We start from the raw sequence: 22,383 nt of genomic DNA, 5'->3' as shown, positions 1-22,383 counted from the left end.
ATTTTCGATTCTATAAACAATAATTTAGCACTGAATTCTGAAAAAACACGAGAACTTCTGGAGGCAATGTTGGCAGGTTCAGATTTTGACGCGGAACTTGATGCCCGGGGGCTGTTTTGCCCGGAACCGGTGATGATGCTGCACAACCGCATTAACGATGTGGAGCCCGGGCAGGTGCTGCGGGTACTGGCCACAGACCCGTCGACGACCCGCGATATTCCGCGTTTCTGCCAGTTCCTTGGCCATGAGCTGATAGGTGAACACGAGCAGGATGGGGAATACGTATACCTGATCCGGCGCAGCGAAGGCTAACGCCGGACAGGTCAGCACAAGTCAGCTCAGCTTTCCCGGGCGACCTTGCCCAGATGATCCATGAACTGCTCCCTGTCCATTTCTCCCAGAATCCGGGCCTGGCCCAGCTCCTCGCCATTGTTGCGGTAAAACAGGATGGCCGGCGGGCCGAACAGGCCCAGTTCGTCCAGAAGGGCCTGCTGGGCCCGGGTGTTGTCTGTCATATCAATCTGCAACAGGGTATAGGGCTGTAGAGCCTGGATCACATCCGGCTTGCTGAACACATTGCGTTCCATCACTTTGCAGGAAATACACCAGTCGGCGTAGAAGTCGAGCATTACGGGCTGCCCGGCGCTGCGGGCATCGGCCAGCATGGCGCGGATCTGCTCCGGGTCTTCTACCCGCTCGAAAGGCGCGTGTGCTTCGGCAGCGCCAGCCGCTGACACGGTACCGGCGGTGGCTACAAAGGGATCCAGCGGGCGCAGGGGATCACTGGCTCCGCCGGCCGCGCCGGCCAGCAAGGCCAGGCCGTAGGCAAAAAACACCAGGCCGAAGCCTTTGCGGGTGCGCTCCCAACCGGCCCTGGCGGCATCGAAGGCGCCCAGTTGCACACCGGTGATGGCAATCAGCAGACCCCATAGCGTCAGCCCGGCCCAGGCCGGAATCAGCCGCTCGACCAGCCAGATGGCCACGGCCAGCAGCATCACACCATAGAAGTGTTTGACGGTAGTCATCCAGTGGCCCGAGGTAGGCAGCAGCTTGCGCCCGCCCACGGCTACCAGGATCAGTGGCACGCCCATACCCAGGCCCAGGGACAACAGGGCAACGCCGCCGATGACCGCATCCTGGGTGGTGGAAATATAGAGCAGGCTGCCAGCAAGGGGCGCCGACACGCAGGGCGAGACGATCAGGGCCGACAGCGCGCCGATACCGAACAGGCTCAGTACCCGACCGCCGGTCATCTTCTGGCTGGCATCGTTCAGGGGCTCCCGGATAAAGCGCGGCAGCTGGATTTCAAACATGTCGAACATCGACAGCGCAAAGACAACAAACATCGCCGCAAAGACCCCGAGCACCCAGGGCGATTGCAGGTGCGCCTGCAGGTTGAAGCTGGCGCCCAGCAAACCGGTGATCACCCCGGCGGAGGCATAGGTAATGGCCATGCCCAGCACATAACTGCCGGACAGCAGCAACGCCTGGCCGGTGGAGCGGGTGTTATGGCCCGAAACCATGCTGGAAATGATCGGCACCATGGGCAGCACGCAGGGAGTGAAGGTCAGGCCCAGCCCCAGCAGGAAAAACAGGCCGGCAATCATCCAGATGGTCTGGCTGGAAAGGAAGCTGGCCAGGCCGCTGGCGCTGGAAGTGTCTGCCCCCGGAACAGAGCCCGGGCCGGAATTTGTGCCGGAAGCGCTGCCGCTGCTGTTGCTGGTTGCGACAGCGGCGGATTCACTGCCGTCGCCGCCCGGATAATACAGCACATCCCGGGTCTGTGGCGGGTAGCAAAGACCGGCTTCCGCACAGCCTTGGTAGGTCACCTGGAGTTCTGCTTCGCGGATACCATCCGGCAGGTTTACCGGCACCCGGGCGTCTACAGGATCAAAGAAGACTTCCATTTCACCGAAGAAGTCGTCTTCGGTCAGGGTGCCCGGCAGGGAAAAATCGGGTTCTCCGAGGGTGACACCCTCGGTGACGGGGTTAATCCTGATGCGGGACTTGTACAGGTAGTGTCCGGGGGTGATATCCCAGGACAGCACAACAGCGTCCTGATCAGTGGAGAAGTTGAAGGGCAGGGCTTCATCCACGGGCAGGAAGTCACCGTTTCCGCCGCCGAACAGGGAGTTTCCGGAGTTGCCGAAAGCCTGCGCGGGCGAGGACGCCAACAGGCCCAGCATGGCGAGCAGGAGCAGTGCAGGCAGCAACAGGGCGTGGCGGCGGATACCGGGATCAGAGAGCGTTGTCATGAATTAGTGATAATCCTGTGTCGTAAATGCATGAAGTCGTTCTGCCGGGGGTGGACACGGGGGCCCCGCTAAAGTTCCCTCTGGTATTGGCCGCAGTAAAGTCGCACAATAGCCAACCGATGAACCACAATCCAGACGATCTTATCATGCTGTTCAATGACCTGTTCCGGGAAAGCTGCCGGACGCTACTGGTCAGGGGCAGCGACGAACCGGAATACATTCCTGCCAGCGAGCCCGACGGGTTTGCCCGGGTGGTCTTTGCCCACGGATATTTTGCCAGCGCCCTGCACGAAATTGCCCACTGGTGTATTGCCGGTGAGCACCGCCGCACACTGCACGACTATGGTTACTGGTATTGTCCGGACGGGCGTACCCCGGAGCAGCAGCAGGCCTTCGAGAACGTTGAAATCCGGCCCCAGGCCATCGAGTGGCTGTTTTCGCTGGCGGCCGGTTCGCGGTTCCATATCAGTGTGGATAACCTGGCAGGCGACGGCGCGGCCGACGAACAGGCCTTCCGGCGCAACGTTTGCAAACAGGCTGCGGATTACCTCGAGCATGGCCTGCCGGAACGGGCCCAGCGGTTTTTTGACACACTCAAGCAGTTCTACAACACTTCAACCCGCATCGGCCACGACTGGAACCACGACAAGGTTCGCATAGCGCCCGCGGGGAATGAATACCTTAAATCAAGGACAGCAGACACTCTATGACATCTGAAATCAAACATACGGGCGACCTACGCTTCGGTGACCTCAACCTGGATCAACGCCTGCTGGATGCCATTACCAAAATCGGCTTCGAATACTGCACGCCTATCCAGGCGGAAACCCTGCCCTGGACCCTGGCCTGTGAAGACCTGATCGGCCAGGCCCAGACCGGCACCGGCAAAACCGCGGCCTTCCTGATTACCGCCATCCAGACCCTGCTGGAAACCCCGATCGACGAGAAAGACCGCTTTGCCTCGGAACCGAGGGTCCTGGCCCTGGCGCCGACCCGTGAACTGGCCATGCAGATTGCCAAGGACGCCGAGCAGCTGTGCCAGTACACCGGCCATAACGTGGTGACCGTGGTAGGCGGTATGAACTACGACAAGCAGCGGGAACAGCTGCAGAACGAAATCGTGGACATCCTGGTGGCTACCCCGGGCCGGCTGATCGACTTTCTGGGCTCCCAGGATGTGTTCCTGGACCAGCTCGACATCCTGATCCTGGACGAAGCAGACCGGATGCTCGACATGGGCTTTATCCCGGACGTAAAACGCATTATCCGCAAATGCACGCCCAAGGATGAGCGCCAGACCCTGCTGTTCAGCGCCACCTTCAACCAGGACGTACTGAACCTGGCTTCCATGTGGACCCGTAACGCCGAGTTTGTGGAAATCGAGCCGGAACAGAAAACCGCCGAGCGGGTTGAGCAAACGGTCTACCTGGTGTCTGACGACGACAAACTGCCAGTACTGGTGAATTACCTGAAGCGTCCGGAAGTGGACAAGGCTATTGTCTTCGCCAACCGCCGTGACCAGTGCCGTGACCTGGAAGAAGACCTCCGTAACCAGGGCGTTAAAGTTTCCCTGATGTCCGGAGAAATTGCCCAGAACAAGCGCCTGAAAACCCTGGACCAGTTCAAGAAAGGACAGATCCAGGTGCTGGTGGCAACCGATGTGGCGGGCCGGGGTATTCACGTGAACGGTGTCACCCACGTGTTCAACTATAACCTCCCGGAGAACGCCGAGGACTACGTGCACCGGATCGGCCGTACCGGCCGGGCAGGCAGTACCGGTGTTTCGGTGAGCTTCGCCGGCGAAGAAGATGCGTTTGCGCTGCCGGAGATCGAGAAATACATCAGCCAGAAGCTGAAGACCGCGGTGCCGGACGAGGGCCTGATGGCTGCCATGGAAAATCCGCCGATCACCCGCAAGCGCGGAGGTCGCCGGCCTCAGGGCAACCGTGGTTCCGGTGGCCGTGGTGGTCCGCGCCCGCGCCGCAACTGATCGGGAACCCGGAGACAGGTTATGTTGATCGTTGCAGATGAGAATATTCCGTTACTCGATGCCTTTTTCGGGGATATCGGGGAGATTCGCCGGGTTACCGGAAGAACCCTGACCCGGGACCAGGTGGAAGATGCCGACATCCTGCTGGTGCGGTCGGTAACCCCGGTCGGGCCCGGGTTACTGGAAGGCACCCGGGTAAAGTTTGTCGGTACCACCACCATCGGCACCGATCACGTGGACCTGGACTGGCTGGAACAGCAGGGCATTGCCTTCGCGGCTGCCCCCGGCTGTAATGCCAGCAGCGTGGCGGAATACGTGTTGTCGGTGCTTTCGCTGTTTGCCGAGCGCCAGGGGCGTGATGACTGGAGCTCTCTGAGTGTCGGGATTGTCGGCGTTGGCAATGTTGGCGGAACCCTCGCCCGGGTTCTTGACCGGCTCGGTTTCGAGGTTCGGTTGTGTGATCCGCCGAGGCAGGACGCCGAGCCGGAGTCAGACGAAGCCTTTGTGAGCCTGGCGGAAGCGCTGGAGTGCGATGTCGTGACCCTGCACACGCCGCTGACCCGAACCGGTGCCCATGCTACCCACCATATGATTTCCTCAGCGGAGCTTGCGGCACTTCGGTCCGACCAGCTGCTGATCAATTCTGGCCGTGGCGAAGTCATCGATAACCAGGCCCTGAAACATCGCCTCGAACAGGCTGATGCACCACTGGCAGCGCTGGATGTCTGGGAAGGCGAGCCCCGTATCGATCCCGAACTGGTGGCGCTGACCTGGCTGGCGACGCCCCATATTGCCGGTTATAGCCTGGAAGGCAAGGTTCAGGGCACAGAGATGATCTACCAGGCTCTGAGTCAGTTTCTGGGGTTGCCGGTGCGCAAGAAGGCCGGCCAGTTTTTGCCGGAACCGGCCATGAGCAAGGTCTCGTTTACCAGCAATGCCGCCGAGGATGCGGCGATCCGCATTGCGCTCCGGGCTTGTTATGACCCCCGCCAGGACGACGCCCGCCTGCGATTGGCGATGACAGGAGCCCCGGAAGAGCGGGGCATGGCTTTTGACCAGCTGCGCCGGGACTACCCGGTACGGCGGGAATGCTCCAGCCTGAAGGTTCAGCTCAAGGGCAGTAGCAAGTCCCTGCAGGACAGTTTCAAGGCCATCGGTTTCAAGCTGAAAATCTGACCAGGATGCTTGCCTGGTTCTTGCCTGGTTGGCGAAAAGCAGAAGGGGCGCATAGTGCGCCCCTTCTTCGTTATGGCCTGGCTGATCCGCTTACAGCTTGGCGTTCTGCAGCGAGGCAATCCGGTCTTCCAGCGGCGGGTGGGTCATGAACATGGCCGCCAGGCCGGAGCGGGCTCCGCGGTTGATACCGAAGGCCTGCAGGGTATCCGGCATCTGGTCCGGCACCTCGCTTTCCTGTTTCAGGCGGGCCAGGGCATTGATCATGGCGCCGCGCCCTGCCAACTGGGCGCCGGCGATATCAGCCCGGAATTCCCGGCGACGGGAGAACCAGAACACAATAGTGCTGGCCAGGATACCCAGGACGATTTCCGCAACGATGCTGACCACAAAGAAACCAAGCCCGTGGCCGTTTTCGTTCTTGAAAATCACCCGGTCGACAAACGAGCCGATCACCCGGGATGCGAAAATCACGAAGGTGTTCACCACGCCTTGAATCAGGGTCAGGGTCACCATGTCGCCATTGGCCACGTGGCCGATCTCATGGCCCAGCACCGCCCGGATTTCATCCTTGTTGAAACGGTGCAGAAGGCCTTCGCTAACGGCGACCAGCGAGTCGTTCTTGTTCCAGCCGGTGGCAAAGGCGTTGGACTGGGACGCCGGGAAAATCGCGACTTCCGGCATGCCGATGCCGGCATTCTTCGCCAGTTCCGCGACGGTATCCACCAGCCAGCGCTCGGCAGGGGTGCGGGGCGACTCAATCACCTGCGCCTTGGTGCTCCACTTGGCCATGGGTTTGGAGATCAGCAGGGAAATGATCGCACCGGCAAAGCCGAAGACGGCAGCAAAGGCCAGCAGGGAGCCGTAATCAATGCCTTGCCCGGCCAGGTAACTGTCGACCCCGAGCAGGCGCAGGGTAAAGCTTGCCACCAGAATAACGGCCAGGTTAGTGGCCAGAAACAACAGAATGCGCATAGAGTTTTCCTGTAGTGACGTACGCTGAATCGTGTTGGCTGTCTGACCGTTATATGTGGCCCGGGTTCACTGCTTCAAGATCCTTACCGCGATTTAATGCAGCCCTTCGGCACTGAAATCCGTAAAGAAAGCGGCCTGCACGGCCAGGCTGATACGGGTGGAACTGCCGTTTTTCAGGGCGGCCCGAAGCAGGTGGATATAGGTAGAAAGGTCCTGCTGGACTGAGGCCGGAAGGTTCGCTTCCTCGGGCAGGGCCTTCAGCTTCCGGGCCAGTGATTGTGGTGCTGGTGCGCTGAGGCGAACGAAGGTTTCCCGGGTCAGCACCGCCTGGTCCAGGGCTTCCTGGCGGATGGTGTCGACATATCGCAGCAAACCTTCTTCCTGCAGCCACAGCAGGGCGCCGAAGCAAGCCATGTGGCGTTTGCTGTGCAGCCCGAATTCGTCCGGCTCATCCGGGCCGGCAATGTCTTCCACAAACAGGTTGGTGCGCCTGGGGAAGGCAGCGTACAACTGCGCCAGGGCGATGGCTACGTCCTTGTAAAATTCCTCGACATGAATGTCGGCCATGATAGATCCCGATTATTGGCGGTAGTGTTCCAGGAAGTTGGCCAGCCGTCCCATGGCATCTGCCATGGTGTCCTGGCGGGGCAGGAACACCACCCGGAGGTGTTGCTTGTCGTCGATGTTGAAGGCGGAACCCTGTACCAGCAGGATTTTTTCCTGCAGCAGCAAGTCCAGCACCAGTTTTTCATCGTTGGCGATGGGGAAGTGCTTCGGGTCCAGCTTCGGGAACATGTACAGGGCGCCCTGGGGCTTCACACAGCTGACGCCCGGAATGTCGTTGAGCATGCGCCAGGTGGTTTCGCGCTGTTCATAGAGCCGGCCGCCGGGTGCCACCAGGTCGTTGATGGACTGGTAGCCGCCCAGGGCGGTCTGGATGGCCAGCTGGGCCGGCACGTTGGCGCACAAGCGCATGTTCGACAGCATCTCGATGCCTTCGATCAGGTCCCGTGCCCGGTGCTTGGCGCCGCTGATGATCATCCAGCCGGAACGGTAGCCGGCTGCCCGGTAGTTTTTCGACAGGCCGTTGTAGGTAAAGAACAGCACGTCTTCGGCCAGGGAGGCGATGGACGTGTGCACGGTGCCGTCGTACAGAATCTTGTCGTAGATTTCGTCAGCCAGGATGATCAGGTTGTGCTTGCGGGCCAGTTCGATCACCTGGTGCAGCAGCTCATCGGAATACACCGCGCCTGTGGGGTTGTTCGGGTTGATCAGAACAATGGCCTTGGTGCGACGGGTGATCTTCTTCTTGATGTCGTCGATATCCGGGAACCAGTTCTGCTGCTCGTCGCAACGGTAGTGTACCGGCTTGCCGCTGGACAGGGTGACGGCTGCGGTCCACAGCGGATAGTCGGGGGCCGGTATCAGCACTTCGTCGCCGGTATTGAGCATGGCCTGCATGGACATCACGATCAGTTCACTGACGCCGTTACCCAGGTAGATATCATCAATGTCCACCCGAGGAATGCCGCGCTGCTGGCTGTAATGCATGACCGCCTTGCGGGCAGAGAACAGGCCCTTGGACTCCACATAGCCCTGGGCCTGGTGCATGTTGTAGATCACATCCTGCTGGATCTCTTCGGGCACATCCAGTTCGAAGGCGGCCGGGTTGCCGATATTGAGCTTGAGTACCCGGTGGCCTTCTTCCTCGAGCCGACGCGCCTCACGCAGAACCACGCCACGAATTTCATAACATACGTTGTCAAGTTTGGCGGATTTGAAATAGTTCTGCATGGCGTGATGCGTCCTTAACGAAAAACGGGAAAAGTTTCCGGATAACGGAAGCTTACTATTCTAGCGGAGGGATGTACCGGGGTAACAGGGGCAATTGTGACCAATTGTGGCGAATTATGTGTTGATCACATAGCAGCTCTGGTTTTAAGCAATTAAATTGTGCACAATTCAAATTCATTCGACTCACAACAGGACAGGTGATTTATGTCGGAAGCAACCGTTTACGATTTCAGTGCCACGGACATCAAGGGCAACGAAACGTCCCTGGCGGATTATCGGGGCAAAGTTTTGCTGATCGTGAATACCGCATCCAAGTGCGGCTTCACGCCCCAGTTCGAGGGGCTGCAAGCCTTGCACAAGGATCTGGGAGAAAAGGGCTTTGAGGTGCTGGGATTTCCCTGCAACCAGTTTTTGAGCCAGGACCCGGGTGACGATAACGCTATCAGCCAGTTCTGCTCGCTGAACTACGGCGTGAGCTTCCCGATGTTTGCCAAGATTGAGGTGAACGGCGAGGGCACCCATCCGCTGTTCCGGTTCCTGAAAAAAGAAGCCCGGGGTGTGATGGGGTCGGAGAAGGTCAAATGGAACTTTACCAAGTTTCTGGTAAACCGTGATGGTGCTGTAGTCCGGCGCTATGCGCCCACCGCCAAGCCGGAGGATATCCGCGCTGACATTGAGAAGCTGCTCTGAATCCATGACGGACCAGAGCCCGATGCTGGCACTCGATAACCAGATTTGTTTTGCGCTCTATGCGGCCAACCGGGCTGTGACGGCCCGGTACCGTCCTTTACTGGCCGGGCTCGGGCTCACCTATCCGCAGTACCTGGTGATGCTGGTGCTGTGGGAGCTGGATGACGGTGGAACCGGGCCAAGGGTGTCTGACCTGGGGCAGCGGTTGCGGCTGGATTCCGGAACCCTGACACCCTTGCTCAAGCGGCTCGAAGAACGCAAATTGCTGTTGCGTACCCGCCGGGGGGATGACGAGCGGGTGGTGCGCATAGCCCTGACCGATGCTGGCCGCGAACTGAAGGCCCGGGCCGCGGGCATACCGGAACAGTTGTTGTGCGGGCTTGACGTGGAGCCCGCTCAGTTGGTGGCGCTGCGCCAGCAACTCAGGGGACTGCTGGCGGTTCTTGAGCAGGCGGAGCCCAGCGCTCAATAACCGCCCTGAGCTCGTCCCGTTTATAGGGTTTGGTGATGTAATCGTTCATGCCGCAGGCCAGGCAATGTTCCCGGTCGCCCTGTAACACGTTGGCGGTAACGGCAATAACCGGAAGTTCGGCCCACTCGGGGTTCTGGCGAATGGTCCGGGTTGCCTCGAAGCCGTCCATGACGGGCATCTGGCAATCCATCAGGATGATGTCATATTGCTGGCGCTGCAGTGCAGCCAGCGCCCGCTCGCCGTTCTCGGCCATGTCAACCCGGTGCCCGAGTTTTCTCAGCAGCCCGCTGGCAACCAGTTGGTTTACCCGGTTATCTTCCACCAGCAGAATCTTCAGGGGTGACACCTTTGAAGATTCGTCTGCTGGTTCGGAGGCTGGCATCCGGGGTTCGGTCTTCGCCACTGCCAGGGGCAGGATGACGGTGAAATGGGTGCCAGCGTCTATGCGCGAATCGACCAGGATCCGGCCCTTCATGTGTTCCACGAGCTGCCTGCACAGGGCCAGGCCCAGACCGGTTCCGCCATAGAGCCGGGTTGTGCCGGTATCCGCCTGAGAAAATGGCGAGAAAATTCGGTCAAGGCCTTCGTCAGACATGCCGATGCCGGTGTCTATCACTTCGATACGCAGGCTGCCCCCGGTCCAGCTGGTGCGCACTTTCACGCTACCGTTGTCGGTGAATTTGATGGCATTGCTCAGAAGGTTATTGATGACCTGCCGGGTGCGGGTCGGATCACCCAGAAAGCAGTCGGGTAAGTCCGGATCGGTTTCGCTGATCAGCTGGATCTGTTTGCCTTCGGCCTGTTGGCGGTGCAGCGTGGTGCATTCGTCGATCAGCTCGCGCATGCTGAACGGTATGGTCTCCAGGCTTAGCTTTCCGGCCTCCACCTTGGAAATGTCCAGGATGTCGTTGAGCAGGCCAAGCAGGTTTTCCCCGGCATTCAGGGCAATTTCCAGGCGATTGCGCTGGCCCTGGTCTTTTTCGCTTTCCAGCGCCAGCCCCAGCATCCCCAGCACGCCGTTCAGGGGCGTTCGGATTTCATGGCTCATGCTGGCCAGGAAGTTGGCCCTCGTGCGGGCGCGCCGTACCGCATCCTCCTTTGCCTTGACCAGGGCCCGGTTACCCCGCTGAAGGGCGTCGTTTTTCTCGGAAATTTCCCGGGTCCGGTCCGCAACTTCCTGTTCCAGCTGGCTGGAATAGTTCTTCATGGTAGCTTCAGCCGTTCGCAGTTGCGAAACGCTGTTGTCCATGTTTTCCAGGTGTTCGTTGATAATGCCCACCATGGTGCCGATCTCGTCTTCCCGGTGGTTTTCCGGAACCGGCAGGCGCACTTTCTCCGGCGAACTGGGTTTTAACTGGCTCAGGGCATTGATCACGTTCAGCATGGGGCGGGTGAGCACAAAATAGAAAATGGCCAGCAACACCCCGGATAACGCCAGGCTTTTCAGTAGCCCGATAACCAGGGTGTAAGTGGCGCGCTCAAGGAACCGTATGCCGTAGTGATAGGTATCGATGGTCACCACCAGCTGGCCAAGGGGCAGGTCTGCCAGCTGGGGTACCCGAAGGTCTTCCCGGAACACCCGGTCCGCGCCGAACAGCAGGTCGCTGGCCCAGCGGTAACGGGATTCCGGGCTGCTTTCGCTGGAGGCCGACATGGTCTGGCCTTCGTTATCGATCAGCCGGGCATCGATTGCTGCAGGGTGCTGCAGCAGGCCATCGAGGAGTTCATCTGCCAGCCGCATGTCTATGTTGTAGGCAATCTGGGACGCGGGGCTGTGGCTGGTTTCAATCAGGGCTTTGACTTCCCGCTCCATGGAATCGCGGGCGTCGAAATAATCCAGGGTAATCTGGATCAGGTTCAGCACCAGGCCTACGGCCATGGCAACCAGAACGGTGTCCCGGGTAAGGCGGTAGGAGAGCCGTTGCCTGAAACTTTTGAACACGGTGGTGGTGGATCCCTGGATAAGCGCGGTGTTTTGCGCCAGAGCGTAGCAGAATTCTCCGGATCAGTCCGTTAACCTGCGTAACCGCATCGGCCATTCATTTAATGAATTATGTGATTCCTGTATATTGAAGCGGTGAATAGTCGGCCGGTTGTCTGGCCGTGAACCCCTGATGGAGTCGCCCATGGATATTTCCCGCGTAGACCTCAACCTGCTCGTATACCTGGATGTGTTGCTGCGGGAGCGCAATGTGACCAAGGCCGCCAACCATCTGGGTATTACCCAGCCGGCCATGAGTAACGGCTTGCGCCGCTTGCGGGACTTGTTCGGCGATCCCTTGCTGGTTCGTACCAGCGAAGGCATGACCGCGACTGAACGGGCCCGGGAGCTGCAGCCCCTGGTGCGGGGGATCTTGTCGAACATCGAACAGGCGGTGCAGGAAAAGACGCCGTTTGCCGCCCACGACAGCCAGCGCGTGTTCCGGATCATGGCCAGTGACTACGCAGAATCCTGCCTGATGCCGAGGGTATTGCGGCGGATTCGCCAGGAAGCGCCCCATGTGACCCTGGATGTCCTGACCCCCAGTGATGTCAGCTTCCTGGACGTGGAGCAGGGCCGGCTCGACATGGCTATCAACCGCTTCGACAAGATTCCCCAGTCGTTTCACCAGAAAACCCTCTGGACCGAATACTTTGCCTGCCTGATGAATTCCCACAATCCGATCCTCAGGCAGCCGTTCACCCTGGACACCTACCTGGAAGCCAGCCATATCTGGGTCAGCAAAACCGGTTTTGGTGTGGGTGTCGGGGTAAACCCGAAAGATGTCCAGCGTTTGGGGTGGGTAGACGAAGCTCTGGGGCGGATGGGGCGTAAACGCCAGATTTCCGTGTTTACTCGCCATTACCAGGTGGCCATGTTGCTGGCCGAGCAGCACGACCTGATTGCAACGCTGCCGTCACGGGCGGCCTGGCTGCAGAAAGATAATCCGAACCTGGTGGTGAAGGTGCCGCCGTTCGAAATCCCGCCGTTCGAACTGAAAATGGCCTGGAGTCCCTTGCTGCAGCACAACAGTGACCATCAGTGGTTGCGCCGGCTGATTATTGAAGTGGCCGAGGAGGTGGATGAGGAGTTTGCGCCGTTCGGTGCCCGTTTCGAATCGCCCCAGGCAATCTACGGGCAACACTCAGAGCGGTAGTTCCCGCAGTTCCATGGAGGGGCGGGCGGCGTCCCACATGCGCTGGAAGGATTCTTCCATCAGTTTTACCCGGCCTGATGCGGCGAAGCCGGCAAAGCCGTCGGGTTTGTTGAAGTGGTGGCGGTACAGAACCCCTTCACGGTCAACCAGCATGAACGGCTGGTCTTCCATCGGGTAATCGGTGTTTACCAGCCTCAGCTCCATGCGGCTGCTCAGACGACGCATCAGCTCAACCAGCTGGTGTCGGCGTTTCACCAGGGGTTTGTCGTCGTGGATCAGCAGTCGGACTTCGCTCAGGCGGTGCCGCCGGGCCACGGCAGAAATCAGTTCCCGCAGCCGGTAACGGTCGTACAGGTCGTGGTCCAGCAGGTTGTCATACAGCCACAGGCGCTGGCCGGCCTGGCCCACCAGCGAATCCATCAGGCCGAGCATGGTGGCTTCGTCGTGAAACAGCCAGCTTTCGGTGTCGGCCCCGAGAATCAGCGGTTGGGTGCGGTCAGCGAGCGCCTGGTGGGCCAGGGAAGGCGCCAGGCAACGCATATCCAGGTGCGGGATGCCGGCGTCATCGTAGGGCTCGGAGCAGATGTGGAAGCCGAAGCGCTCGTAGAATCCGGTGGCGTGGTTCTGGGCTGATAGCCGAAGTTCCTGGAAGCGCCCGGCAGATTCCGCAATCAGGTGCCGCAGCAGCGCCTCGCCCACACCTTGGCCACGGTATTCCGGAAGCACAGCCATTCGCCCGATAAAACCGGTTTCTTCCATGGTGGAAAACAGCCGTGCCGTGGCCATGGGGGTATTGCCCTGATCGACTGCCAGGTAATGGTCGGCAATCTCGTCAGTGTCATCCCACTCAAGCTCCGGCGGCACCTTCTGCTCATCAATAAACACCCGCTGGCGGACGTCGCGGATAGAGGCCGGGGCCAGTTGCCAGTTGTATTTGCGAAATCTCGGAGTCATGGCTTACTCGAAGTACAACGAACCCTGGTTATACAGGTTGGTCAGCAGGCCCAGCAGGGCCTCGTCACCGGCAAATTCGGCCAGGGCCGACATATCAATGCGGGCTCCGGCACACAGCAAGGGCGCCAGTGGCTGGGCATCGCCTTTCAGCAGGTATTGCTCACCATCCACAAACAGGGCGGTTTCACCAGCCAGTTCATGGTAGGCAAAGCGGGAGCCTTCGTTCCAGCGCAGCTGCTCGCCGGCGCGGATGGCTTCCGCCAGGTCTTCTGCTTCAGCGGGTTCCTCTGCCGGCACCACGATGTCCATGCTCTTGGGAGCGGTGGTGAACTGGCCGAACCACAGGGCCAGGTTGCGGCGGTCGCCCAGCTGTTCGCGGATTACCGTATCCAGCCGGTCGATAACCTCCGCACCGATGGTGCCCGGGTTGTCCTGAACCTGCAGGTCCGGGTCGTCCAGGTGTTCGGCGGCCTTTTCTTTCTGACTCAGGAAATCGGTAAAGCTGGTCAGGATGTCGTCGATGGTGGGCGCACGAAAACCAACCGACAGGGTGATGCAGTCGTCTTCCGCCACACCGTGGTGGCCGATACCCGGGGGCAGGTAAAGCATATCGCCCGGTGCCAGGGTGACGGTTTCTTCGCCATCCCAGCTGCTCAGGATACGCAGGGGCGTGCCTTCTACCCGTGGCGATGTATGGTCGCAGTGGCCGCCAAAGGTCCAGCGGCGATGGCCCTGGGCCTGCAGCAGGAAGACGTCGTACATGTCGTAGTGAGGGCCGACGCTGCCACCTTTCGGGGCGTAGCTGGCCATGATGTCATCCAGGCGCCAGTTGGGGACGAAACGGAAGTTGTCGAGCAAGTCGGCAATTTCCGGTACCCAGTGGTCCAGGCCCTGAACCAGCAGGGTCCAGTCCTGTTCCGGCAGGTCGCTGAAGCGATCCGGGTTGAACGGGCCGTTGTGCAGTTGCCAGGGTTTGCCTGCATCGTTCTCGATGACGATGCGGGATTCCACCGCTTCTTCACAAGCCAGGCCGGCCAGTTCGTCCGGGCTGACCGGGCACTGGAAACCGGGAAATGCCTGACGGATCACCAGGGGCTTTTTCTGCCAGTAATCCCGCAGAAATTCAGAAGCTGTCAATCCGCCAAGCATGTCCATGGTGTTGCTCCCGTTTAAATGTTGCCGGCCTGTTCGACGGCATTACCGATGTAGGTGTCCGGAGTCAGGGTGCGCAGTTCGGCCTTGGCTTCTTCCGGAATTTCCAGGGTCTCCACGAAATTCTTGATGACTTCCGCGCTCATGGTTTTGCCGCGGGTCAAGTCCTTGAGCTTTTCGTAGGGTTTCTCGATGTTGTAACGGCGCATCACAGTCTGGATCGGCTCCGCCAGTACTTCCCAGGCGTTGTTCAGGTCTTCGTTCAGACGGGCCGGGTTGATTTCCAGCTTGCCCAGACCTTTGAGGGTCGCTTCGTAGGCAATCAGGCTGTGAGCAAAGCCAACGCCCAGATTGCGTAGTACGGTAGAGTCGGTCAGATCACGCTGCCAGCGCGAAATCGGCAGCTTGGCAGAGAGGTGGCCGAAGATGGCGTTGGCGATGCCCAGGTTGCCTTCGGAGTTTTCGAAGTCGATGGGGTTCACCTTGTGGGGCATGGTAGAGGAGCCGATTTCGCCGGCCACCGTCTTCTGCTTGAAGTAACCCAGTGAGATGTAGCCCCAGATGTCCCGGTCGAGGTCGATCAGGATGGTGTTGAAGCGGGCAATGGCATCATACAGCTCGGCAATGTAGTCGTGGGGCTCGATCTGGGTGGTGTACGGGTTCCAGTCCAGGCCGAGGCTCTCCACGAATTCTTCGGCGTTGGCGGCCCAGTCCACCTCGGGATAGGCAGACAGGTGCGCGTTGTAGTTACCGACGGCGCCATTGATCTTGCCCATGATTTCCACTTCGCGAATCTGCATCATCTGGCGGCGCAGGCGATACACCACGTTGGCCAGTTCCTTGCCGACGGTGGTGGGAGAGGCCGTCTGGCCATGGGTACGGGACAACATGGGCTGTTCGGCATGCTCTTTCGCCAGCTCAGCCAGCTTGTCGATGACCTTGTCCATGCCTGGCAGCAGGCCGTGATCCAGGCCTTCACGCAGCATCAGGGCGTGGGACAGGTTGTTGATGTCCTCGGAGGTGCAGGCGAAGTGCACGAATTCGGTCACTGCGTGCAGCTCGGGCACATCGGCGATCTTTTCTTTGATCAGGTATTCGACTGCTTTCACATCGTGGTTGGTGGTGCGTTCGATTTCCTTGATGCGCTCGGCATCGGCCAGGCTGAATTCGCTGACCAGCTTGTCCAGGAAGGCATTGGCTTCGGCAGAGAACGCCGGCACTTCGGTAATGGCCGGGTGTGCGGCCAATTGTTGCAGCCAGCGGATTTCGACGGTTACCCGGTTACGGATCAGGCCGTATTCACTGAAGATGCTGCGAAATACGCTGACTTTACTGCCGTAGCGGCCATCGACCGGGGAAATAGCGGTCAGGGCGGTGAGTTCCATCGAAAACCTCTCAGTTCATCAAAGAAAAATCGGATCGGAAAAATGCGAAGGCGTTAATGATACACCAGAGGGCGCTGCGAATCAGCGCAGCAGCTCCCTGGCGTGCAGGATCACTTTCTTGCGCTTGAAGATCAGTTGCCAGCGGTGGCCGCCACTCTGGCGCCAGAGTACAGCCGAACGGATGCCGGCCAGCAGCAGGGCACGGACTTTGTGCTGGTTGTCTTCCCGCTGCAGCATGTTGGGGTTACCGCTGACCTGGATGCGCGGGCCCAGGGTACTGATGGTGTCGCTGTATACGGATGCCAGGTTGCTCAGCAGGTTGCTGTGGGTGTAACCGAAATGGCTGGCGGTGTGGCGGGCCTGCTCAATGCGGTTGCCGAGCACATCCATCACATCGCCCTTGCGCTTGAGCTTGGATTCCAGGTGAATCAGGTTCAGCACATAGCGCAGGACCTCTGCGTCCTGCGGGCGGGCTTGCTGGGCGAATACGGTCGACAGCACCTGCAGGCCATCGCGGATGTCGGACAACTCGCCACCGTAAACATCCAGCGTGGTCTCAGGATCTGTGGCAAACAGCGAGCGGATGCAGGTTTCCATGGCCGCTTCGTTGCAGTAGCCGGTATGGGCAATTTCCCGCACCAGCGCGGCTGCCTGAAAGATACCCGCCAGGGCCAGGGTCTGGTCGTGCAGGGAACGGCTCATGCGTCGGCTTCCGCAGCCAGGCGGGCGGGCAGGGGTTCGCCATCGCGCCAGGTTTCTTCAATCACGCCGCCGCCGAGACAGACTTCGCCCTGGTAGAACACTACAGACTGCCCAGGGGTCACCGCACGCTGGGCATCGTCAAAGACCACCTTCACGCCTCCATCGATGATCGTGACTTCGCAGTCCTGATCCGGCTGGCGGTAACGGGTTTTGGCCTTGCACCGGAACTGCTGCGCCGGCGGTTCGCCTGCGACCCAGTCGATGGCGCCGGAGACCAGGCCCCGGGAAAACAGTAGCGGGTGGTTCTTGCCCTGAACGGCGATCAGCACGTTGCGGGACAGGTCTTTTTCTGCCACGTACCAGGGTTCATCGCCAAACTCGGCCAGGCCGCCAATGCCCAGGCCCTGGCGCTGGCCAATGGTGTGGTACATCAGGCCCTGGTGCTTGCCGATCACCTTGCCGTCCGGTGTTTCAATATTGCCGGGCTGGGCCGGCAGGTATTGCTTCAGGAAGTCGGTGAACTTGCGCTCGCCGATGAAGCAGATACCGGTGGAATCTTTCTTGTCGTGGGTTACAAAGCCCTGGGCTTCGGCAATGCGGCGCACTTCCGGCTTTTCCAGCTCGCCCACCGGGAACAGGGTGCGGGCGATGCGGTCGCCGGAGACGGCGTGCAGGAAGTAGCTCTGATCCTTGTTCGGGTCCAGGCCTTTCAGCAACTGGGCCTTGCCAGTGCCATCGTTGAGGGGGCGCTGGCGGGTGTAGTGGCCGGTGGCAATGTAGTCGGCGCCCAGGGTGACGGCGTAATCCAGGAAAGCGCGGAATTTTACTTCCTTGTTGCACAGGATGTCCGGGTTCGGGGTGCGCCCTGCGCTGTATTCGGACAGGAAGTGCTCGAACACCCGGTCCCAGTATTCGGCGGCAAAGCTGGCGGTGTGCAGCTTGATACCGATGGCGTCGGCCACCGCCTGGGCATCGGCCAGGTCTGTCATGGCAGTGCAGTACTCGGTGCCGTCGTCTTCATCCCAGTTCTTCATGAACAGGCCTTCCACCTGGTAGCCCTGGTCTTTCAGCAACCAGGCAGCTACGGAGGAGTCCACGCCGCCGGACATGCCGACGATCACGCGGGTGTTCTGGGGAGTCTTGGGTTCTGCAGTCTGGGTCATTGGTTTTCCGGGTTACCGCTGAAAAGGGGCGATTTTACCATCTTGTGGCGGTTACGTCTGTCCGTCGACCACCACTTCAAGGGGGAATCGCCGGCCGTTTCGGTAATCCTCGATGCACTGCAGCACCAGCGGGCTGCGCAGCCGGGTGCCCAGGTTGCGGATTTCGTCCAGGGTAAGCCAGTGCGGGGCGATAATGCCGGTATCCAGCTCGGTGGTGATTTGCCTGATGGCTTTGGCGGCGTAACAGAAACGGTAGTAGGTAACGCCGTTGGCCGGGGCCTTGTAGGTGTAAACGCCAAGGAAGGACTCCGGCTCAACCTGCCAGCCGGTTTCTTCCAGTGCTTCGCGCCGGACTGCATCCAGAATGGCTTCACCTTCCTCGATATGCCCGGCAGGCTGGTTGAAAACGACCTTGCCGTGGCTTTCCTCTTCAACCAGTAGAAAGCGGCCCTGTTCGTCTTCGGCCACAACGGCCACGGTGGCATGGGGTTTCCAGGTCATTTTCGGCTTGGCCTCCTGTTGGTAGTGCGGCGCCCGGGCCTGGCCCTGCGCGGGTTTTGTTTGCCGGCCGGCGGAGTGTCTGGCAAGTGAATGGTTTCAAGGCGGAAATGGCCGGGTTTCAGGCCGTCCAGTGTCCAGTCCCCTATCCGGTAGCGGATCAGTCTCAGGGTAGGGTAGCCCACGGCGGCTGTCATGCGCCGCACCTGCCGGTTACGGCCTTCGGTAATGGTGAGTTCCAGCCAGCTGGTGGGGATGGATTCACGGTAACGCACCGGAGGTACCCGGGCCCAGACATCCGGTTCTGCCATCCGCCTGGCGCTGGCGGGGCGGGTCAGGCCGTCTTTCAGTTCGACACCGCTGCACAGTTGTGCGATTGCATCGTCGGAGATCTCCCCTTCAATCTGGACCCAGTAGGTTTTCGGCATTTTGTTGGTGGGGGAGGCAATCCGGTGCTGCAGCGCGCCGTGGTTGGTCAGCAGCAACAGGCCTTCGGAGTCATAGTCCAGCCGGCCGGCGGGGTAGAAACCGGGCTTTTTAATCCATTGGGCAAGGGTTGCGCGGGGTTGTCCGGCGCGGTCATCGGTGAACTGGCTCAGCACCTGGAAAGGTTTGTTGAACAGAATCAGCTCGGCCATGCACGGTTCCTGTTGGTAATGCGAAGGAATGGCAAGCCTAAAGGATTCGGAATTCCGGAAAAAGCACAAAAAAACACGGCCTGCCGGCTACCCGGCAGGAATCGGGGAAATAATCGCCGCGCCTGTCTCAGCCGTTCACAGCTCTCGGAGGATACCCCGAGTGGCCTGACAGCCCGCTATCCGGGGACTCGCCGCCTTGCCCGGACTCCTGGCCCGGTTCCCGCTTTGCTGGCGCTTCATCGGGTACGATGTTGATGGCGTGAACGCCTTTTTCGACCGGCTTTTTGTCGAAGGTGACCGACTGGCCCGCCTTCAGGGTTTTATAACCCTCCATCTGTACCGAAGAAAAATGGGCGAACAGATCGTCACTGCAGCCGTCTTCGATAATAAAGCCGTATCCCTTGGCGTTGTTGAACCATTTGACTTTGCCTCTTGGCATGATGAACTCCCTTGTTCCCTGTCTGTCTTATTATTGGATTGAGCGTTGTGCGAGTGTTGCTTCTGGTTACATAAGTCTTGCGTTTATTTACATTGTTTTACAATGCAGGTTAACTCTCTGCCAATCCGGCGTCTGAGTCAAGAGTTCTGACGGGGTGAATGAGTGGTTGAAGCAGGTCTGGAAGCTGTATCATGTCCGTATTGATAAATAACGCACGCTTGCTCCGCTTCCGGCTTGAAAAGCCGCAGTCGGGCAACCACATTTAGTCAGGAAACCGAATAACCGGTAAACAGAACCATGCGGACAATTAAGAATTCTCTACTAGTATTCAATCAGGGGGAGGACGAACAGCCAGGGCGCCATGAGGGGGTCAGTGTTGCGCCTGAAAAGCCTGCCCTGAAGCGCCCGGCCCGATTCAGGGTGGTGCTCCTGAACGACGATTACACACCCATGGACTTCGTGGTGGAAGTATTGATGAAGTTCTTCGGAATGAATGAGGAAAAGGCGACGCAGGTGATGCTGCTCGTCCATACGCAGGGAAAAGCCGTATGTGGGGTATATACCCGTGACATCGCAGAAACAAAGGCGGCACAGGTGAATCAGTATTCTTCGGAATGTGAGCATCCGCTCCTTTGTGAGATTGAACGTGCTGACTGATAGACGGCGGGGTGGCCCATGCTGAGCAAAGATCTTGAAATTACGCTGAATACGGCCTTCAAAAATGCCCGGGACAAGCGTCATGAGTTTATGACCGTGGAGCATTTGTTGTTGGCCCTTCTCGACAACGAATCGGCGGTGGGCGTTCTCAAAGCCTGTGGTGCAGACCTCCAGCGGCTCGAGGAAGAGCTGGTCGAATTCGTGGATTCAACCACACCTCTGATACCGAGCACCGACAGCGAACGCGAAACCCAGCCGACACTGGGCTTCCAGCGTGTGCTGCAGCGGGCGGTATTCCATGTGCAGTCTTCCGGCAAGAAAGAAGTCACCGGTGCCAACGTTCTGGTGGCGATCTTCAGTGAACAGGAAAGCCAGGCGGTGTACGTGCTGAAGAAGCAGAACATTGCCCGGATCGATGTGGTCAACTTTGTCTCCCACGGCATTTCCCGGGTACAGGGTGCAGAAGACCAGGACGGGATGGATCATTCTGCCCACGAAGAAGCCGGAGAAGAAGGCAGCCAGTCCAGCCCGCTGGACAGCTACGCAACCAACCTGAACGAACAGGCGCGGCAGGGCCGGATCGACCCGTTGATCGGCCGCGAGCACGAAGTGGAGCGGGTGGTACAGATCCTGGTGCGCCGTCGCAAGAACAACCCCTTGCTGGTGGGCGAGGCCGGTGTCGGTAAAACCGCCATCGCCGAGGGCCTGGCCAAGCGCATTGTTGACGGCCAGGTGCCGGATATCATCTCCGATGCGGTGGTGTATTCCCTCGATATGGGCGCGTTGCTGGCCGGTACTAAGTACCGCGGTGATTTCGAAAAGCGCCTGAAAGGCCTGCTGAGCGACCTGAAAAAACAGGATCATGCCATCCTGTTTATCGACGAGATTCACACTATCATCGGTGCCGGCTCGGCATCCGGCGGTGTGATGGATGCCTCGAACCTGCTCAAGCCGATGCTCAGTTCCGGCGAACTGCGCTGCATCGGTTCGACAACGTTCCAGGAATTCCGGGGAATCTTCGAGAAAGACAGCGCCCTGGCCCGTCGCTTCCAGAAAATCGATGTGAACGAGCCGAGTGTTGAAGATACCTACCAGATTCTCAAAGGCCTGAAGCCGAATTTCGAGAAACACCACGACCTGACCTACACCGACCAGGCCCTGCGGGTGGCTGCAGAGCTGGCGGACCGGTACATCACCGACCGCCACCTGCCGGACAAGGCCATTGACGTGATCGACGAAGCCGGGGCCCGGCAGCGGCTGCAGCCGGAAGACAAGCGCAAGAAGACCATCGAAGTTTCGGATATCGAAGACGTGGTGGCGAATATTGCGCGCATTCCGCCGAAGAACGTTTCCACCAGCGACAAAGACCTGCTGCGTAACCTGGAGCGGGACCTGAAAATGGTGGTGTTCGGGCAGGATCCGGCCATCGAATCCCTGGCCACCGCCATCAAGCTGGCCCGCGCCGGCCTGAAAGCACCTGAGAAGCCGGAAGGTGCCTTCCTGTTTGCCGGGCCGACCGGTGTTGGTAAGACGGAAGTGACCAAGCAGCTGGCCAAGGTTCTGGGCATCGAACTGGTTCGCTTCGATATGTCCGAATACATGGAGCGACATACCGTATCGCGGTTGATCGGCGCGCCTCCGGGCTATGTCGGTTACGACCAGGGCGGCCTGCTGACCGAGGCGGTCAACAAGCATCCGCACTGCGTGTTGCTGCTGGACGAAATCGAGAAGGCGCACCCCGAGGTGTTCAACCTGCTGCTGCAGGTGATGGACCACGGTACCCTGACCGATAACAACGGCCGCAAGGCGGATTTCCGCCACGTGATCCTGGTGATGACTACCAACGCCGGTGCCGAGAGCATGGCTCGCCGTTCCATCGGCTTCAGCGAGCAGGACCATAGCACTGACGGCATGGAAGTGATCAGCAAGACCTTCACGCCGGAGTTCCGTAACCGCCTGGATGGCATTATCCAGTTTGCTGACCTGCAGAAGGCCACCATTACCCATGTGGTGGACAAGTTCCTCACCGAGTTGCAGGCGCAACTGGATGAGAAACACGTGGTGTTGCATGTGGATGAGGCTGCCAAGGTGTGGCTGGCCGAGAAGGGTTACGATGTGACCATGGGCGCACGCCCGATGGCGCGTCTGATCCAGGACAAGATCAAGCGGCCACTGGCCGAGCAGATCCTGTTCGGAAGCCTGGCAGAGAAGGGTGGGGATGTGTTTATCCACCTGAAAGGCGACGAGCTGGTGTTCGAGTACGAGAACGAGCCGGCAGAAGCCCTCTGAAGATCGAGTAGGAGGGGGAG

At 59.5% G+C, this 22,383-nt stretch carries 22 protein-coding genes; 9 read left to right on the top strand and 13 right to left on the bottom strand.

From position 1 onward, the window contains the following. The first annotated feature begins 66 nt into the window (after window positions 1-66). Window positions 67-312 (top strand): sulfurtransferase TusA, encoded by a 246-nt coding sequence (gene tusA / locus Q668_RS02450; protein ID WP_022988009.1) that lies wholly within the window; start codon window positions 67-69, stop codon window positions 310-312. A gap of 26 nt (window positions 313-338) precedes the next feature. Here tusA and dsbD read toward each other — a convergent pair whose 3' ends face one another. Then, entirely contained in the window at window positions 339-2,255 is a 1,917-nt protein-coding gene (gene dsbD / locus Q668_RS02445; protein WP_022988008.1) for a protein-disulfide reductase DsbD, read from the bottom strand. Window positions 2,256-2,401: 146 nt separating this feature from the next. Here dsbD and Q668_RS02440 point away from each other — a divergent pair, with 146 nt between their 5' ends. The 3 genes from Q668_RS02440 to pdxB are packed head-to-tail and all read left to right on the top strand — an operon-like array spanning window position 2,402 to window position 5,421. After that, a complete protein-coding gene (locus Q668_RS02440; RefSeq protein WP_022988007.1) occupies window positions 2,402-2,965 on the top strand; it encodes an elongation factor P hydroxylase in 564 nt (187 codons plus the stop codon). Further along, window positions 2,962-4,245 carry a DEAD/DEAH box helicase gene (locus Q668_RS02435; RefSeq protein WP_022988006.1) on the top strand — a complete coding sequence of 428 codons (1,284 nt, stop codon included), beginning with the start codon at window positions 2,962-2,964 and terminating at the stop codon, window positions 4,243-4,245. The genes Q668_RS02440 and Q668_RS02435 overlap by 4 nt, the downstream gene beginning before the upstream one ends. A 21-nt stretch (window positions 4,246-4,266) precedes the next feature. Further along, window positions 4,267-5,421, top strand: coding sequence for a 4-phosphoerythronate dehydrogenase PdxB (gene pdxB, locus Q668_RS02430; RefSeq protein ID WP_022988005.1), 1,155 nt, complete (start codon window positions 4,267-4,269; stop codon window positions 5,419-5,421). Window positions 5,422-5,511: 90 nt separating this feature from the next. On the opposite strand, the gene htpX is transcribed toward pdxB, so the two are convergent. The 3 genes from htpX to Q668_RS02415 form a co-directional block, all read right to left on the bottom strand. Continuing rightward, entirely contained in the window at window positions 5,512-6,393 is an 882-nt protein-coding gene (htpX, locus tag Q668_RS02425; protein WP_022988004.1) for a protease HtpX, read from the bottom strand. Between the two features lie 93 nt (window positions 6,394-6,486). Continuing rightward, a complete protein-coding gene (locus Q668_RS02420; RefSeq protein WP_022988003.1) occupies window positions 6,487-6,960 on the bottom strand; it encodes a hypothetical protein in 474 nt (157 codons plus the stop codon). 12 nt (window positions 6,961-6,972) lie between these two features. After that, window positions 6,973-8,187, bottom strand: a complete 1,215-nt coding sequence (locus Q668_RS02415) for a pyridoxal phosphate-dependent aminotransferase (RefSeq protein ID WP_022988002.1) — start codon at window positions 8,185-8,187, stop codon at window positions 6,973-6,975. 204 nt (window positions 8,188-8,391) lie between these two features. On the opposite strand from Q668_RS02415, the gene Q668_RS02410 reads away from it, so the two are divergent. Both Q668_RS02410 and Q668_RS02405 read left to right on the top strand, forming a co-directional pair. Beyond that, the gene (locus tag Q668_RS02410) at window positions 8,392-8,877 is read left to right on the top strand and encodes a glutathione peroxidase (protein WP_022988001.1); all 486 of its coding nucleotides are present in this window, start codon (window positions 8,392-8,394) and stop codon (window positions 8,875-8,877) included. 4 nt (window positions 8,878-8,881) lie between these two features. Continuing rightward, window positions 8,882-9,349: a MarR family winged helix-turn-helix transcriptional regulator gene (locus tag Q668_RS02405; RefSeq protein WP_036218965.1), complete on the top strand. Its 468-nt coding sequence runs from the start codon at window positions 8,882-8,884 to the stop codon at window positions 9,347-9,349. On the opposite strand, the gene Q668_RS02400 is transcribed toward Q668_RS02405, so the two are convergent. Continuing rightward, window positions 9,300-11,291, bottom strand: coding sequence for an ATP-binding protein (locus tag Q668_RS02400; protein ID WP_022987999.1), 1,992 nt, complete (start codon window positions 11,289-11,291; stop codon window positions 9,300-9,302). The two genes, Q668_RS02405 and Q668_RS02400, sit on opposite strands and share 50 nt — an antisense overlap. A 184-nt stretch (window positions 11,292-11,475) precedes the next feature. Here Q668_RS02400 and Q668_RS02395 point away from each other — a divergent pair, with 184 nt between their 5' ends. Continuing rightward, a complete protein-coding gene (locus tag Q668_RS02395; RefSeq protein ID WP_022987998.1) occupies window positions 11,476-12,486 on the top strand; it encodes a LysR family transcriptional regulator in 1,011 nt (336 codons plus the stop codon). Here the strand turns inward: Q668_RS02395 and Q668_RS17595 are convergent. From Q668_RS17595 to Q668_RS17645, 8 genes are all read right to left on the bottom strand, one after another. Further along, entirely contained in the window at window positions 12,475-13,440 is a 966-nt protein-coding gene (locus Q668_RS17595) for a GNAT family N-acetyltransferase (protein WP_022987997.1), read from the bottom strand. The genes Q668_RS02395 and Q668_RS17595 overlap by 12 nt on opposite strands. Before the next feature lie 3 nt (window positions 13,441-13,443). After that, window positions 13,444-14,595: a cupin domain-containing protein gene (locus Q668_RS02385; RefSeq protein ID WP_022987996.1), complete on the bottom strand. Its 1,152-nt coding sequence runs from the start codon at window positions 14,593-14,595 to the stop codon at window positions 13,444-13,446. A gap of 14 nt (window positions 14,596-14,609) precedes the next feature. After that, window positions 14,610-15,977, bottom strand: a complete 1,368-nt coding sequence (gene purB / locus Q668_RS02380; protein ID WP_022987995.1) for an adenylosuccinate lyase — start codon at window positions 15,975-15,977, stop codon at window positions 14,610-14,612. An 81-nt stretch (window positions 15,978-16,058) separates the two neighbouring features. Next, window positions 16,059-16,679: a high frequency lysogenization protein HflD gene (gene hflD, locus Q668_RS02375; RefSeq protein ID WP_022987994.1), complete on the bottom strand. Its 621-nt coding sequence runs from the start codon at window positions 16,677-16,679 to the stop codon at window positions 16,059-16,061. Beyond that, window positions 16,676-17,842, bottom strand: a complete 1,167-nt coding sequence (mnmA, locus tag Q668_RS02370; RefSeq protein WP_022987993.1) for a tRNA 2-thiouridine(34) synthase MnmA — start codon at window positions 17,840-17,842, stop codon at window positions 16,676-16,678. Before mnmA ends, hflD begins: the two co-directional genes overlap by 4 nt. Window positions 17,843-17,893: 51 nt before the next feature. Further along, window positions 17,894-18,343: an NUDIX hydrolase gene (locus Q668_RS02365; protein WP_022987992.1), complete on the bottom strand. Its 450-nt coding sequence runs from the start codon at window positions 18,341-18,343 to the stop codon at window positions 17,894-17,896. Continuing rightward, the gene (locus tag Q668_RS02360) at window positions 18,340-18,978 is read right to left on the bottom strand and encodes a pseudouridine synthase (RefSeq protein WP_022987991.1); all 639 of its coding nucleotides are present in this window, start codon (window positions 18,976-18,978) and stop codon (window positions 18,340-18,342) included. Before Q668_RS02360 ends, Q668_RS02365 begins: the two co-directional genes overlap by 4 nt. 127 nt (window positions 18,979-19,105) lie before the next feature. Beyond that, window positions 19,106-19,417, bottom strand: a complete 312-nt coding sequence (locus tag Q668_RS17645) for a cold shock domain-containing protein (protein ID WP_022987990.1) — start codon at window positions 19,415-19,417, stop codon at window positions 19,106-19,108. Window positions 19,418-19,714: 297 nt separating this feature from the next. Between Q668_RS17645 and clpS the strand changes: the two genes are divergently transcribed. Together clpS and clpA are read left to right on the top strand one after the other, a co-directional pair. Next, a complete protein-coding gene (clpS, locus tag Q668_RS02350; RefSeq protein ID WP_022987989.1) occupies window positions 19,715-20,074 on the top strand; it encodes an ATP-dependent Clp protease adapter ClpS in 360 nt (119 codons plus the stop codon). 18 nt (window positions 20,075-20,092) lie between these two features. Continuing rightward, window positions 20,093-22,363 (top strand): ATP-dependent Clp protease ATP-binding subunit ClpA, encoded by a 2,271-nt coding sequence (gene clpA, locus Q668_RS02345; RefSeq protein ID WP_022987988.1) that lies wholly within the window; start codon window positions 20,093-20,095, stop codon window positions 22,361-22,363. Window positions 22,364-22,383: the final 20 nt, after the last annotated feature.

Origin of the sequence: Marinobacter sp. ES-1, from assembly GCF_000475255.1 — a bacterium.
Lineage (GTDB): Bacteria > Pseudomonadota > Gammaproteobacteria > Pseudomonadales > Oleiphilaceae > Marinobacter > Marinobacter vinifirmus.
Note: the sequence above shows the minus strand (reverse complement) of the source record. Positions and strands in the feature narration are given on the sequence as shown.

What these genes read in the sequence shown, in the direction of transcription:
- clpA (WP_022987988.1), top strand. Translation starts at nt 20,093, where the DNA reads ATGCTGAGCAAAGATCTTGAAATTACGCTGAATACGGCCTTCAAAAAT.
- Q668_RS02385 (WP_022987996.1), bottom strand. Translation starts at nt 14,595, where the DNA reads ATGGACATGCTTGGCGGATTGACAGCTTCTGAATTTCTGCGGGATTAC.
- hflD (WP_022987994.1), bottom strand. Translation starts at nt 16,679, where the DNA reads ATGAGCCGTTCCCTGCACGACCAGACCCTGGCCCTGGCGGGTATCTTT.
- pdxB (WP_022988005.1), top strand. Translation starts at nt 4,267, where the DNA reads ATGTTGATCGTTGCAGATGAGAATATTCCGTTACTCGATGCCTTTTTC.
- Q668_RS02365 (WP_022987992.1), bottom strand. Translation starts at nt 18,343, where the DNA reads ATGACCTGGAAACCCCATGCCACCGTGGCCGTTGTGGCCGAAGACGAA.
- htpX (WP_022988004.1), bottom strand. Translation starts at nt 6,393, where the DNA reads ATGCGCATTCTGTTGTTTCTGGCCACTAACCTGGCCGTTATTCTGGTG.
- mnmA (WP_022987993.1), bottom strand. Translation starts at nt 17,842, where the DNA reads ATGACCCAGACTGCAGAACCCAAGACTCCCCAGAACACCCGCGTGATC.
- Q668_RS17595 (WP_022987997.1), bottom strand. Translation starts at nt 13,440, where the DNA reads ATGACTCCGAGATTTCGCAAATACAACTGGCAACTGGCCCCGGCCTCT.
- Q668_RS02440 (WP_022988007.1), top strand. Translation starts at nt 2,402, where the DNA reads ATGCTGTTCAATGACCTGTTCCGGGAAAGCTGCCGGACGCTACTGGTC.
- Q668_RS02435 (WP_022988006.1), top strand. Translation starts at nt 2,962, where the DNA reads ATGACATCTGAAATCAAACATACGGGCGACCTACGCTTCGGTGACCTC.
- Q668_RS02415 (WP_022988002.1), bottom strand. Translation starts at nt 8,187, where the DNA reads ATGCAGAACTATTTCAAATCCGCCAAACTTGACAACGTATGTTATGAA.
- Q668_RS02420 (WP_022988003.1), bottom strand. Translation starts at nt 6,960, where the DNA reads ATGGCCGACATTCATGTCGAGGAATTTTACAAGGACGTAGCCATCGCC.
- purB (WP_022987995.1), bottom strand. Translation starts at nt 15,977, where the DNA reads ATGGAACTCACCGCCCTGACCGCTATTTCCCCGGTCGATGGCCGCTAC.
- tusA (WP_022988009.1), top strand. Translation starts at nt 67, where the DNA reads ATGTTGGCAGGTTCAGATTTTGACGCGGAACTTGATGCCCGGGGGCTG.
- Q668_RS02405 (WP_036218965.1), top strand. Translation starts at nt 8,882, where the DNA reads ATGACGGACCAGAGCCCGATGCTGGCACTCGATAACCAGATTTGTTTT.
- Q668_RS02410 (WP_022988001.1), top strand. Translation starts at nt 8,392, where the DNA reads ATGTCGGAAGCAACCGTTTACGATTTCAGTGCCACGGACATCAAGGGC.
- Q668_RS17645 (WP_022987990.1), bottom strand. Translation starts at nt 19,417, where the DNA reads ATGCCAAGAGGCAAAGTCAAATGGTTCAACAACGCCAAGGGATACGGC.
- Q668_RS02395 (WP_022987998.1), top strand. Translation starts at nt 11,476, where the DNA reads ATGGATATTTCCCGCGTAGACCTCAACCTGCTCGTATACCTGGATGTG.
- dsbD (WP_022988008.1), bottom strand. Translation starts at nt 2,255, where the DNA reads ATGACAACGCTCTCTGATCCCGGTATCCGCCGCCACGCCCTGTTGCTG.
- Q668_RS02360 (WP_022987991.1), bottom strand. Translation starts at nt 18,978, where the DNA reads ATGGCCGAGCTGATTCTGTTCAACAAACCTTTCCAGGTGCTGAGCCAG.
- clpS (WP_022987989.1), top strand. Translation starts at nt 19,715, where the DNA reads ATGCGGACAATTAAGAATTCTCTACTAGTATTCAATCAGGGGGAGGAC.